Source organism: Pontibacter amylolyticus (assembly GCF_014638845.1).
Lineage (GTDB): Bacteria > Bacteroidota > Bacteroidia > Cytophagales > Hymenobacteraceae > Pontibacter > Pontibacter amylolyticus.
Genome location: NZ_BMFP01000003.1, coordinates 493,573 through 507,210 on the forward strand (window position 1 = coordinate 493,573; position 13,638 = coordinate 507,210).

The 13,638-nt window shown below is 52.7% G+C and carries 11 protein-coding genes; 6 read left to right on the forward strand and 5 right to left on the reverse strand.

What is annotated here, in order from left to right; genetic code table 11:
- Window positions 1–24: 24 nt before the first annotated feature.
- The 3 genes from IEV97_RS10260 to IEV97_RS10270 all read left to right on the forward strand — a co-directional run bounded on the left by IEV97_RS10260 (window position 25) and on the right by IEV97_RS10270 (window position 1,815).
- Window positions 25–474 carry a hypothetical protein gene (locus IEV97_RS10260; RefSeq protein WP_188501420.1) on the forward strand — a complete coding sequence of 150 codons (450 nt, stop codon included), beginning with the start codon at window positions 25–27 and terminating at the stop codon, window positions 472–474.
- A gap of 109 nt (window positions 475–583) precedes the next feature.
- Window positions 584–916 (forward strand): ArsR/SmtB family transcription factor, encoded by a 333-nt coding sequence (locus tag IEV97_RS10265; RefSeq protein ID WP_188501421.1) that lies wholly within the window; start codon window positions 584–586, stop codon window positions 914–916.
- 53 nt (window positions 917–969) lie between these two features.
- Window positions 970–1,815, forward strand: coding sequence for an arsenite methyltransferase (locus IEV97_RS10270; RefSeq protein ID WP_188501422.1), 846 nt, complete (start codon window positions 970–972; stop codon window positions 1,813–1,815).
- Window positions 1,816–1,899: 84 nt separating this feature from the next.
- Here IEV97_RS10270 and IEV97_RS10275 read toward each other — a convergent pair whose 3' ends face one another.
- Window positions 1,900–2,499, reverse strand: a complete 600-nt coding sequence (locus IEV97_RS10275) for a hypothetical protein (protein WP_188501423.1) — start codon at window positions 2,497–2,499, stop codon at window positions 1,900–1,902.
- An 18-nt stretch (window positions 2,500–2,517) separates the two neighbouring features.
- The gene (locus IEV97_RS10280; RefSeq protein WP_188501424.1) at window positions 2,518–3,234 is read right to left on the reverse strand and encodes a hypothetical protein; all 717 of its coding nucleotides are present in this window, start codon (window positions 3,232–3,234) and stop codon (window positions 2,518–2,520) included.
- A gap of 284 nt (window positions 3,235–3,518) precedes the next feature.
- On the opposite strand from IEV97_RS10280, the gene IEV97_RS10285 reads away from it, so the two are divergent.
- Entirely contained in the window at window positions 3,519–5,036 is a 1,518-nt protein-coding gene (locus IEV97_RS10285) for a hypothetical protein (RefSeq protein ID WP_188501425.1), read from the forward strand.
- 123 nt (window positions 5,037–5,159) lie between these two features.
- Entirely contained in the window at window positions 5,160–5,657 is a 498-nt protein-coding gene (locus IEV97_RS10290) for a VOC family protein (RefSeq protein ID WP_188501426.1), read from the forward strand.
- Between the two features lie 139 nt (window positions 5,658–5,796).
- Here IEV97_RS10290 and IEV97_RS10295 read toward each other — a convergent pair whose 3' ends face one another.
- Window positions 5,797–6,234 (reverse strand): acyl-CoA thioesterase, encoded by a 438-nt coding sequence (locus IEV97_RS10295; RefSeq protein ID WP_188501427.1) that lies wholly within the window; start codon window positions 6,232–6,234, stop codon window positions 5,797–5,799.
- Between the two features lie 396 nt (window positions 6,235–6,630).
- Between IEV97_RS10295 and IEV97_RS10300 the strand changes: the two genes are divergently transcribed.
- Window positions 6,631–10,944, forward strand: coding sequence for a DUF7619 domain-containing protein (locus tag IEV97_RS10300; protein ID WP_188501428.1), 4,314 nt, complete (start codon window positions 6,631–6,633; stop codon window positions 10,942–10,944).
- A gap of 50 nt (window positions 10,945–10,994) precedes the next feature.
- Here the strand turns inward: IEV97_RS10300 and IEV97_RS10305 are convergent, their stop codons facing one another.
- Together IEV97_RS10305 and IEV97_RS10310 are read right to left on the reverse strand one after the other, a co-directional pair.
- A complete protein-coding gene (locus IEV97_RS10305; protein WP_188501429.1) occupies window positions 10,995–11,189 on the reverse strand; it encodes a hypothetical protein in 195 nt (64 codons plus the stop codon).
- Between the two features lie 153 nt (window positions 11,190–11,342).
- A complete protein-coding gene (locus IEV97_RS10310; RefSeq protein WP_188501430.1) occupies window positions 11,343–13,511 on the reverse strand; it encodes a glycoside hydrolase family 97 protein in 2,169 nt (722 codons plus the stop codon).
- Window positions 13,512–13,638: the final 127 nt, after the last annotated feature.

Sequence of the window (13,638 nt, forward strand, 5' to 3'; positions counted from 1 at the left end):
CGTATAAACAAAGAAAATAGAACCATGAAGAAAACCTTACTCCCGCTCCTATCACTTGTGCTGCTCTGCGTGAGTGGCTGCCAGCAGTCTGACAACGTGCAGGAAATGCTGCGCGACGAGGCCGAACGCCAGCAGGTATACAGCACCATTCTGGAAGATGAGCAGATGCGCAGCGAACTGATGGCGGTGATGCGCGACCAGAACATGGGTGCCGGCATGATGCGCGGCGGCATGATGCAAGGCGGTATGATAGGCGATACCTCCGGCATGGTCAACCTGCACCGCCAGCAGGTGCAGCAGCATATGAAACAGATGATGACCCTGTGCGACTCGGACACGGTTGCCTGCAACGAGATGGCCCGCCTGATGCTGCAGCACCCGGGTATGATGAACAGTATGATGCGGCGCATGCAACAGCGTGGTATGATGGATAGCACCCACCTGAACCGGATGCGACGGGGAATGAACCGCTAGCGCCTGTCTGCCGTTCTGAGAAGCTGTAGGCTATACCTGAAAAAAATTCCGGTATTTATTTTGATGTGCAACTAATTGATCGTAATTTTACGATCAATAAATTTTACTCATGGAACTTACTAAGACAGCGCAATTTACTGACGAGGATATCCTGATGGCCCGCTATGCCAAGGCCTTGGGGCATCCGGCCCGCATTGCCATTCTGCGTGTGCTGCTGGAGCGCAAGGCCTGCATCTGCGGCGACATCGTGGATGAACTGCCCCTGTCGCAGTCGACGGTATCGCAGCACCTGAAAGAGTTGAAGGACGTGGGCCTGATTCAGGGGGACATTGATGGCAAGAAGGTGTGCTACTGCATCAACGAGCAGGTATGGAAACAGGCGCAGGAAACCTTGGGCGCGTTATTCCAACGCTATACCTCATGTGACAGCAGTTGCTGCTAAAAAAATTTACCTTAATTTATCGTAATTTACCGATATATAAAATCCATCGCTATATGAACAAGGCAGAAGAACTTAAGAAAATAGTGCGCGACAAGTACAGCGAGATCGCGCTGCAAAGCAAAGAGCAGAACGAGGCCTCCTGCTGCGGGGCCACTGGCTGCGGCACTGTAGACTACGCCATCTTTGCGGACAACTACACGGAGCTGGAAGGCTACAATCCGGATGCGGACCTCGGGCTTGGCTGTGGCGTACCGACCGAATTCGCCCAGATCAAAAAAAGCGATACAGTAGTAGACCTGGGCTCCGGCGCCGGCAACGACTGCTTTGTGGCCCGCGCCCTGGTTGGCGAAAACGGCAAGGTGATCGGCGTGGACATGACCGAGGCCATGATTGCCAAGGCCCGCGAGAATGCCGACAAGCTGGGATTCAACAACGTGGAGTTCCGACAGGGTGAGATCGAAGCGCTGCCGATCGCGGCCAACCGTGCCGATGTGGTGATCAGCAACTGCGTGCTCAACCTGGTGCCGGATAAGCGACAGGCTTTTGCCGAGACCTTCCGTGTGCTCAAGCCGGGCGGTCACTTCAGCATTTCGGATGTGGTGCTGGTGGGCGATCTGCCGGAGGGCATTGTGCAGGCCAGCGAGATGTATGCCGGCTGCGTGTCAGGTGCCATTCAGAAAGACGAATACCTGCAGATCATCCGGGAAGTAGGCTTTGAAAACATCACGGTGCAGAAGGAGAAAGTGATCCAGGTGCCGGACGAGATACTGCAGGACTACCTGGACGCGGAAGGTATAAAGGCCTTCAGAGAAAGTAACACGGGTATCTACAGCATCACGGTATACGGCAGCAAGCCCATCGAAAACCTGGCCTGTGCGCCGGGAAGCGGTTGCTGCTAAGAAGCACGTAGGTATACAATAGAGACCGGGAGTAGCCAACATTTGCTGTTGGCTACTCCCGGTATGTTTTTGCTATACTTGCTATCAGGGCGCGGCCGACAGCGTGGACACGATCAGGATGATCAGACCGAGTTGTATGCCGGCTCCAATGCCTACACCTGCCAGGGCCTTACCACGCTTCTTGCGGGCAGCCTGCTCTTTATACCCTTTCAGGTAATCCTGGTCCTCCAGCAAACGAATATCGGGAACATGCTCCGGCTTCACTTTTGGAGGCGTAGCTCCAATAACCAGACTACCGGCCAACCCGAGCGGAAACATGACCATCGAACTGGCCGCTGAACCCCACATGGCGCCATTGCCTTTGTAGTACTGCTTCGCATCTTCTTTGCCCAGCGCATACAGTTGATCGGGTGTCATATCTTGCGCCATACCTGACATACTATCTGGCTGCTGCTCAAAAACCTCTTTCGTCCCGTTCTCAAACTTCACCATAAACACCTCGGCTTTTGGCATCCGCCACGTTATACCTTGCAGGGAGTCGGGGTGCTTGTAAAGGATTTCGTGTAGCGTTATTTCCAGAACACGGGACGGTATTTCCTCCCCTGTCTTCTTTATGATCGTATCCTGCGCCAGCAGCAAATGCTGCAGGCCGAAAAATAGCAGCAGTAGTAAAGCTCTTTTCATGTCTTTAAAGTTTAAAGATTAGTATTTGCGGGAGTTAAATCCGAAGAGCAGACTGAAGCGCGCACCGTCTTTGGATGGTGCCACGGCAAAATTGACGGGGAAGTTCACCCCCTGGCTTTGGAAATTGGTACCTACCGCCAACACTAAGCCTGCACCTCCGAGCGACACGTTCGGCCCGACGCCAAACTCAAGCCCCTTCGCCCCTCTTATACCTACCAGCGCACTCAGGCTCGGCAGAAACTTCCCTTGCTCTAAGCCACCAATCAGCGGCACAAACTCAAACAGTCCGGAAGTGCCGTTTTCGAGCGTGAACACCCGCGTCTCGAACTGCCACCCAAACTGGGTCATCAGGGCGCTCACATTCGTGTCGTAGTCACTTTTGATGTGGTCGCGGTAGTTCTGGCTCAGTACCGTAAAGCCCAATCGGGGGCCGGACAGTTTCAGGCTCTGCTGTTGGTTGTTTGGTCTGGCATATACTGGTTGCTGCGCGGCCGGGCGCATCTCGTTCATCGTCACCTTGGTGCCGTTCTCATACTTGATCATAAAAACGTCCGCTTTCGCAATGGAAATGACGGGCCCCTCGAGGTTGTCGAAGCGCTTGTACTTGACCTCCTGCAGGTTGATCTCCAGCACTTTGACTTCCACCTCGTCGCCGTTTCGTTTGATGAGGATATCCTGCGCCTGGCCAGCAAAATAAACGAGGCAGGCAAAGATGGTGAGCAATAAATTTTTCATGGTCGATGTGTGTAAGGTGTATGTTTATTTCCTTTTTATATTAGATCAAACTTACATCACACCGACAGGTATAGAAAGCCAGCAAAACGATTTTCAGGACTTTTAGAAATTAATTTAATTAAGTGTATATAATTAATTTACAACGTCTTATATTGTAGGTATAGGACTTCTAAGATTTTAAATAATCTTATAAATCTCATAAAATGGATTGCTACCCCTTTACCTGATGTGATTCGAATCCCTAACCAGAGTACCTTACACAAACACCTTTTTGCTGAAACCCGATGGATGATCTCAAAATAACGCTGGAAACGCTCGGTGAGGAAGACCGTCGGGAGCTTGGCATCTTCATTCAGCGGCAGAAAAAGAAGAAGAGCCGCAAGGATCTGACGCTTTACAAACTTCTGCTGCAGGAGAAGCAGTACACCCCGGAGCAACTGATCGCGCGTCTATACCCGGAGGACCCGAACCCGGTGGCTTACTACGCGCTCCGCAAACGGCTCACCCGCCACCTCACCGACTTCATCATGCTCAAACGGATGGAGGAGGACAGTACGGCGGCCTCCTCCATTATGGGCCTGCTTTCGCTGGCCCGTTACCTGTTCGATGCACGGGTAGAGCGCCTGGCCTGGCACTACCTGAACAAAGCCGAAAAGCTTGCAGCCACCAACGAGCAGTATGACCTGCTTAACACCATTTACAACTTACAGATTGAGAAAGCAGACAGTGCGTATGCCGGAAATCTGGAAGAGATCATAACCAGGCGAAATGAGAACAAACTGGCTGCTGACGAAGTGGAACGGGCTAACATTGCCAGCAGCCTCATCAGCCAGCGCCTGCAGGCGGTCCGGCGTCAGGGCAGCGACCTGCACTTTGACCGGATCATACAAGATGTGCTCAGCAGTTACAACCTGACCGAGGCTGTGAGCAAACGTCCGCAGTTATTATACAAGCTGATGTCCATTGCCCGGAGCGCCGTGCTGGCCCGCAAGGATTTTCTGACCTTTGAGCCCTACATCATCAGCCAGTACCAGGAAACGGAACAGAAATACGGCTTCATCAAAGCCCATCAGTATTACAAACTCAGCCTCCTCTACATGATCGCGCACGTGCTGTACCGGAACAAGAAGTTCGTGGAGTCGATCCACTACCTGGCCCTCCTGCACAACAGCATGAGCGGCGACGGCAAAAATCACTTTGCAACTTTTTACCCGCGCTACATTTTTTTGATGGTGGCCAACCTGGTGTTTCTGCGCAACAATACAGAGGCCATCGGGCTGATGGAGAAGCTGCTCTACAAGAGCAAGGTGCACCTGAGTCAGCGCGACCAGCTGACCGCCCTGCTCGGCCTAAGCTTTAACTATTTTGCGCAGGGGGCATTCGGCAAGGCAAACCGTGTGCTGCTCGGCATCAAGCGGTCCGACAAATGGCTGGAGCAAACCATGGGGCGTGAGTGGGTGCTGAAGAAGAAAATGGGGGAACTGATCCTGCAGTACGAACTCGGTAACGAAGACCTGGTGCTGAACAAGATCCGGTCATTTGAGCGCACCTTCAAAGACCTGTTGCAGCAAACAGCTTACTACAACGTGAAGCAGTACCTGCAACTCATCAAGCACATGGTGGACCAGCCGGAGCTTGTGGCCAGTGAAGCATTCTTTCAGCAGGTGGAGCAGAGCCTGGAGTTTGAGTCGTTTGAGAACACGGACATACAGGCCATGAGTTTTTATGCCTGGCTCAAGGCCAAAATGCTCCGCCGCCCCTATTACGATGTGCTGCTGGAGCTGGCGCAGAGCAACCTTTAGCGCTCACTGAAGCAGGTCATCAAACACAAAAAACAGCAGAACGCGTATGGGCTATAAAAGTACCGGCCGCTTTTTTTGACACGAGAATTTGTCAGGGAATCAGGCGAGATAAACTTGTAAACTATGGCAACAGAAAAGTATACCGTACCAGCACAAACGCGCATCGGGCATGTGCACCTGAAAGTAGCCGATCTCGACAGGGCGCTGGCATTTTACCGCGACCTGCTGGGCTTTGAACTGATGATGATGTACGGACCGGATGCGGCCTTCATTTCAGCGGGCGGTTACCACCACCACATCGGCCTGAACACCTGGTACAGCAAAGGCGGCACGCCACCGCCGGCACGCAGCACCGGCCTTTTCCATACCGCCATCCTCTACCCCACTCGCAAAGACCTAGCTGCCATCCTGAAGCGGATCCGGGAGTCCGGTTATCGCCTCGACGGCGCTTCTGACCATGGCGTTTCGGAAGCGCTCTACCTGTCGGACCCCGACGGCAATGGCGTAGAACTGTACTGGGACCGTCCGCAGGAAAAGTGGCCGCGTGACGAGGAAGGCAAGATCACCATGTACACCCAGCCGCTCGACCTGCAGGACCTGCTCAGCGAGCTGGACAGTTGATCTGACTTCTTGACAAAAGACATTTTGAAAAAGGAATGCGCCGCCTCACCTGCTGAACTAACTTTGTAGAGTTCACATCGCCCTGAAGGAAGTCCTTTGTCTTTTGTCAAAATGTCCTTTGTCAGGTATAAGTATAGCCCTACCCTTCCAACTCCACAAAATCGGCGCTGCGCGGCAGCTCCATAAAATGCTGCGCCAGTTCCTCCGGCAACGCTGCCAGCTTTCTTTTCAAAACGTCTATCCAGGCACCTTCCACTTTAATCACAGCAGCCTTCACGCCGTCTGCTTTAAACAATTCATGTCGCAATGCCCAACGCGAACCATCTTTGCGGCTGGCGGTCAGTTCTGTGTGGATGGTGATCTCCTCATTGATACCTACCTCCCGCAGGTACGTGGTTTCTTCCTTAAACAGGATCGGGCCGATGTGCAGGCGCTGAAAAGTTTTAAGATCCAGTCCTAGTTCTTCCAGGGCTTCGATACGGGCCTGCGCGGCAAAATCAGCATAGGCGGAGTGGCGCATGTGCATGTTCGCATCCAGGTGCGACCACATTACTTTTCCGGTGTAGGTATGGGGCATGTTTTGTTGGGTTTAAATGGAATCGGATTGATAACGATGACAGGAAGGCAAAGTTAAGGTATGCAGGTATAACAAAGGCTGTATTTTTTAATTTTGCTTCTAGCAAATCACGCAATATAACGCTATGTTTATAGCCTAAATTATACATTCCCAGCATCATACCATTTTGTTAAAAACCTCTATTCTGTGCCTATGAGAACAACTTTACCCGCTGTTTTAATTTTTCTTTTCTTTTTCACGAGCCACACAGTATTTAGCCAAAGTCGCATACCGGGCTTTGTTCTTCAAAACAGGGTTGGTGTACAGGTAGGCGATCCTACAGATGTGGCCGTTGATAGTGAGAATAATATTTACTTTGTATCAGAAACAGTAAAAAAATTCCGCTATCATGAATCTTTGGGCACAGAATACCTCGACTACGCGCCCGAGGGACTGAACAAGGAAAATTACGGATCTTACGACATTGCCCTCGACCAGCATAACAACCTATATGCTGTAAGTTATACCTATTCAAAGGTTGCCAAATTCAGCCCGGAAGGAAAACTGCTTTTAGAGTTTGGAAATGTAGGAGAAGCCCCCGGACAGTTCAGGTTTCCGGAAGATATAGCTGTCAATTCAAAAGATGAAATTTATGTAGCCGATACGGGAAACCGACGCATTCAGAAATTTGACAAGACAGGTAAACTACTGCAGGTAATTCCTTTAGACCCCACTAACGGAAACTACTTCGAAGCACCCTTAAGCATCGATTTTGATAGCGACAACAATCTATACCTACTCCATAATCCGGAAAATAAAGTTGTAAAGTATTCTCCAGATGGTAAAAAACTTATAGAGTTTGGGCAGGCCGTTGGTGACACTCTCCTCATGATAAACCCCTGGAAACTGGCAGTAGACAAACGGAACAACCAGGTATATGTAACAGATCTGGAACTAGAAGGCTTCTACAGATTTAATCTGGAAGGTGGGCTTGAAAGTGTCATGTCTCATAAACGATCATCTTATTTGAACGGCACTATGATGAGTATAGCGATTGGAGCCGTAGACGAAATTATATTCATTGCTGACAGAAGAGAAAACAATGAAAGCCAGATTCTGATGTTTAATGGTATGGGTGGCGAGGGCATGTATGAATGGGGAAACCTATGGCAGAACGAAGACCTCCATATCGACAATGAAGGGAATGTCTACCTGCTGGATGAAATTGGAAGAATCACAAAATTCAACGAGTGGGGCGAATTTGTGATGACATTTGGTAATATAGGAGAATGGAGCGCCAATCTGCCTAACATTGTAATAAAATACCCAAGAGCTATTACCTCCGATCTATTTAACAATCTATATGTGCTTAGAAGTCCGGGCTTACCCCGAGACACCACGGTGATTTATAAGCTTGATCAGAATGGAAAAATCCTGGGAGTATACGACGATCTTTTACCAAGCACCAACACCTATACTGATCTGGCAGTAGATGCCGCTGGCAACATGTATGTGGCAGATCTTACCGCCGGCCTGATACATAAAATCAGCCCCGACAGCAGGTACCTGGGCACAATTGGTAGTCCGGGTTTTGGCCCCGGTCAGTTATGGATGCCTTTGGCTCTAGCAATAGATAACACCGGAATCTTGCATGTACTTGACTATAATGGAGGAAGGGTACAGCAGTTTGATGCCAGAGGGAAACTTATACGCCAGTTTGGCAAGTTCAGTCAGAATGATGGCGGCCCTATTTCAAAAAGTGATCTGGCTTTAGATAGCAAAGGAAATATACATGTGGCTTCTAACATGGCCCAGAGACGCTACTGGGTTTTTAATTCGAAAGGTGATCTTCTCCACGAAGTTCTGGATAATAAGGTGAACCGCATTGCTCTCGACCGACTTGGTGCGAACCTGGTGCTTGATGATGATCAGGCAGACGGCTACTCGCTTTATACTGCCGATGCGTATGAGACACCACAAAGCATTATAACAGGTGTCGTTTACAACGACGTGAACAACAATTGCATGTTTGACGAAGGTGAGAGAACACTTTCAGGGATAGTTGTTGCCACCAATCCAGGGCCATACTTTGCTATAACAGATCAGAATGGCAGTTATACTCTGACAGTGACCCCTGCTGAATATACCCTGCATACAATGCTATCACAGCAAGCTGGCAAAACAATAACAGCAACCTGCCCTGCACCAGAAAAGGGCTATCCAGTTACTATATCTGATCCGGGTCAGCTAATCCAAAATATAAATTTTGGCAACTACGTTTTTGCTCCAGCTCACCTCTCGGTCAGCGTCTCCTCCACCCGTCGGCGTCGTTGCTTCGAGAGCACCACGACAGTCCGTTATGAAAACTCCGGCTTCGCCACTGCCCCCGATGCTAAGGTATATTTGCAGCTGCCCAAAGAGATGGGACTGCTCTCGGCCGACAAGTCTTATACCCGCCTTGCTGACGGCACCTATGAATTCAAAGTTGGCGATCTTGCAGGTGGCCAAAGCGGCACCATCACCATCCAGGACATCGTCACCTGCGGCGACGAGTCGGTGCGGGGCCTGACGGTCTGCACCCGCGCCTGGATCACGCCCTCCAATAACAAACCAGCCGAACCCACCCCGACCGTTTCCATTACCGGCCGCTGCCACGCCGAGACAGGTATGATCCGCTTTGTGGTGCGCAACACGGGCACGGCCGACATGGACCAGCACGAGCTGTTCCGCAAGTTTGCGAATGGGGAACTGGCCTCGCAGGAGCAGTTCCGCTTGGCCGCCGGCGACAGCCTCGTGCTCTGGGTGCCATCGCTGGGCTATACCTGGCGCCTGGAAGCCGACCAACCCGACGGCAACGGCGACAACTCCGCCGTTAGCGTCACCATCGAGGGCTGCCCGGGCGAAGCGAGCAGCTCTGTGAGCACCGGTATGGTCAACCTGCTGCCCTCCGACGACGAGGAGGCGGAGAAGTCGGCCGAGTGCATGCCCATCACCGACTCCTACGACCCCAACGACAAGCTGGTGACGCCCGTGGGCCGCACAGAGGAATTCTATACCCCGACTAACACGGCCCTCAAGTACAAGGTCCGCTTCCAGAACACAGGCACCGATGTGGCCTACCGCATCGTGGTGGTCGACACGCTCTCCGAGCACCTGGACCTGAGCACGCTGCAATTGGGGGCTACCTCCCACCCGAGCCGCGTGGAGGTGAGCGGAAAAGGACGGCCCGTGCTCACCTGGACCTTCGACAACATCATGCTGCCCGACTCCACGGCTGACGAGCCCGGCAGCCACGGCTACATCCTCTTCAGCATCAAGCCAAAGGCAGGTCTGCCGGAGAAAACACTGGTGGAGAACTTTGCCGACATCTTCTTCGATTTCAACTCCCCCATCCGCACCAACATCACCCAGAACCGCATCTACGACATGCCGCCGGTGATCAACGAGTCGGTGCGCGTGCACCTGGAGGATGTGCTGGCCACGCCAGGTATAGCAGGCTTCTCCCCTTCCGCCGGCAAGTTCGGAACTGAGGTCACCATCACCGGACAGCGCTTTGCAGTGAAGCCAGGCGAGAGCAAGGTATACCTGAATGGCAAAGCAGCCACCGTCGTGAGCGCCACGGCCACTGAGCTGAAGGTGCTCGTGCCGACAGGCACCGCTACCGGTAACTTAAAGGTCATTACCCCGGACGGAGGCGTGACCTCCGCTGACAAGTTTGAGGTATACCAGCCGCCGGTGCTCAGCTCCTTCAGTCCGGCCGAGGGCATGGTAGGCCAGACGGTGACACTTTCCGGCGAGCACCTGCAGGCAGAACTGATTGAAGAAATCAGACTGGGCAACCTGACCTGTGAGATCCTGAGCAGCCAGGGTAACACGCTTACGGTACGCGTACCGGCAGCGGCCGCAACAGGCAAATTCCAGATCAGCACCAAAGGAGGCGAGGCGTTGAGCAGTGCGGCCTATACCGTCTGGTACGCCCCTGGCATTACCGGACTAAGCAAGCAGACCGACATTGTGGGCGCGCGCGTCACGATCATGGGTGAGCATTTTGCCACAGACAAGGCGCGCAACCAGGTGCGATTCGGGCAGGCACTGGCCGAGGTACTGGAGGCCAGCCCGCAGCAGCTGACCGTGCGGGTGCCGGAAGGCGCTGCGTCAGGCTTTATTTCCGTGGAGACACCGGGCGGAAAGGCCACAGCTACGACCACCTTCGAAGTGATTCCGGGTCCGAAATTCACGGCCATGCAGCCTGCCAGCGGCACGGTGGGCACCGTGGTCGAGATCACGGGCGAGCACTTCGGCATCATGGGCCAGCAGGACAAGATCGTCTTTAACGGGCAGGTGGCCCTGGTGCTGGAGAGCACCGGCGACAGGTATAGAGTGCGCGTACCGCGGGGGGCCAGCACGGGCAAAGTGACCATCACCGGCTACGGCGGCAAGGCACACAGCAGCTCTGATTTCGTGGTGGAGGAACTGGCGCCAGCCGAGGCCGTCACCGTCTACCCGAACCCGAGCAACGGACAGTTCACCGTGAGCCTCCGCCACGCCGATTTCGACGTGCAGCTGATCGAGGTATACGACGCGCTGGGCAAGCGCCTGCATCAGACACACATCCCCGGACCAAGGCCGGAAACGGTGGAGATCAGTCTGCCAACTGCTAAAGCAGGCCTGTACTTCCTGCAGATTCAGACGGAACGTGGGATGATCACCAAAAAGCTGACAGTGCTGTAATCGCCTTGTTCATACAAGATTGAAGCAGCACTGTCAGTCTGGCTTACAAACTAAGCGGCTTCGCGTTGTTCGTCTTTCAACGATTTGATCGCGTCGTAGAGTGCAGGGCCGGCATCACGCAGGTTCTCTATGGCATTGGCCAGGTCGTAGAACTTTTCGGGTTCGACCTCTGAGCTGTTGGCGAAGGCTTTTAAAAGCGTGTGAAGGATCTGGGTATAATTTTCTTCAAATTCGTCTGGGTTCATAGGTAAAATGGCTAAAAGTTTTCATTATCAATAAGATACAAACTATATCTTAAAATAATTCGATAGCAGCAAAAAAAAAGCGCCGTACATTTCTGCACGGCGCTTTTTTGTCTTATGTCCTTTGTTAAAAAAATCCCTTTGTCCAGAGCACGCTTACAGTTTCTTCAATCCCTTCTGCTCCTGCTTGTTTCCCTCCTTTACACTCACGGCCACACCGCCGCCAGAGGCTAAGTGCTGCTTCAGTACGCTCTTCGAATTTACAAGCACCTTACGGATCTGATACTTTTGCGGGTTCTTGTTCCAGCTGGCATCTTTGGCATCAGCGTAAATGGTCGCGATGTAATTTTTGCCTTTTGGCAGGTAGTCGAAGCGGATGTTGGCCGTGCGGGTGTTCTCGTCGGTGATGCCGCCAATATACCACTCGTTCTTGCCCTTCGCTTTACGGGCAATTGTCACGTAATCACCCGGCTCTGCTTCCAGTACCCAGGTATCGTCCCAGTCCACGGCTACGTCTTTGATGAACTGGAAGGCATCCGGGAAACGGGTATAGTTGTCCGGAATGTCAGCCGCCATCTGCAGCGGGCTGTACATGGTCACGTAGTAGGCCAGTTGCTTCACCAGGGTGGTATTCACGCGCTGCTCACCGCCGTGGTAGTACGACAGGTCCGTCTGGAAAATGCCCGGCGTGTAGTCCATCGGTCCTCCCATCAGGCGGGTGAACGGCAGGATCGTGGCATGGTCCGGCGCCAGACCGCCCATCGCCTCAAACTCGGTGCCGCGGGCGGACTCCTGCGCCAGCCAGTTCGGGAAGGTACGGTGCAAACCTGTCGGGCGAACCGCTTCGTGGCTGTTGATCATGATCTGATACTTGGCTGCCGTGCGGGCCACGTGGTTATAGTGGTTCACCATCCACTGTCCGTCGTGGTGCTCGCCACGTGGAATGATCTTGCCTACATAACCTGTCTTCACTGAGTTGTAGCCATGGTCTTTCATGAACTGGAAAGCATCCTGCAGGCGGCGCTCGTAGTTCGTGGCGGAAGCTGAAGTTTCGTGGTGCATCATCACGCGCACGCCCTTCGACTCCGCGTATTTCTGTACCTCTTTCACATCAAAATCCGGGTAGGCCGTCACAAAATCGAACACCTCTTCTTTCCAGTTGCCGAACCAGTCTTCCCAACCGATGTTCCAGCCCTCGATCAGTACCGCATCAAAGCCATGCTCAGCGGCAAAGTCGATGTGCTTCTTCGCATTCTCAGTTGTCGCGCCGTGGCGACCGTTTGGTGTCAGTTTCGTGAAATCGTCGGTGAGCTTCACATTTGTTTCGGTACCATAAGCCCAGGAACTCTTACCCGCCACAAAGTACTCCCACCAGATGCCGATGTATTTCACCGGCTTGATCCAGGACACATCTTCGTACTCGGTCGGCTCGTTCAGATTCAGGATCAGCTTGGAGGCCAGAATATCGGTTGCTTTGTCGCTCACGACGATTGTTCTCCAGGGCGTATGGGTTTCTGTCTGCATATAGCCCTTGTTGCCCACGGCATCCGGCACTAAGTGTGAACTGAACTTGAACGTTTTCGGATCCACGTTTAGCTGCATGGCCGGGTAGTTGAGCAGGGCCGCTTCGTGTATGTTGATGTAGAGTCCGTCCGAAGACTTCATCATGGAAGGCGTTTGCACCGCCAGCGTTTTGATCGGGAACTGGGCATGCACGTCGATGGTCGCCTTTTCCATCAGGCCCGGAATCTGTGAGATCTGGGAGGTGGTATAGGCATACTCGTTGGTGTCGTAGTCCCCCGGAATCCAGAAGATCTTGTGGTCGCCGGTCAGGTTGAACTCCGTGTGTTCTTCTTTGATGATGAAATACTTCAGTTCCGGCTGCTGCGGGAATTCGTAACGGAAACCCAATCCGTCGTTGAACAAGCGGAAGCGGATCTGGATGTGGCGGTCCTTGTGCTCCTTCTGGTTGAGCGTCACCAGCAATTCATTGTAATTATTGCGGATGGTTTTCTGCTCCCCCCATACCGGCTCCCAGGTATCGTTCACAGAATTTTGCCCGGTCTTGGCTACCGCAAAACCGTTCATCATAGAAGGAACGTCCTTCATTTCGAAGCCCATCCTGCTCTGCTTGATCACCGGCTTCTTTTTGTAGGTGAGCTGGTAAGTGGGCACCCCGTTGGCGGCCAGCTCAAAGGTCATCGACAGGTTTTTGTCCGGTGAGGTGATGGTTTGCGCCTGCACCAGTACGGTGATCAGGAACAGGAAAAGGAAAAGGGAAAGCCGCTGCGCGAGGCGGCCGGTCAGGTTAGCGTTTTGATGCATAGTTTATAGATGATCTTGTGTAAAGGACCGCTGATTGTACTCCATCAGTCCCCCGCAGGTTATAAATATCTGTCTGCAAATTACATTAAAAATCGTTTGGTACCGAAGTGGCTTTCCAACACCTTCC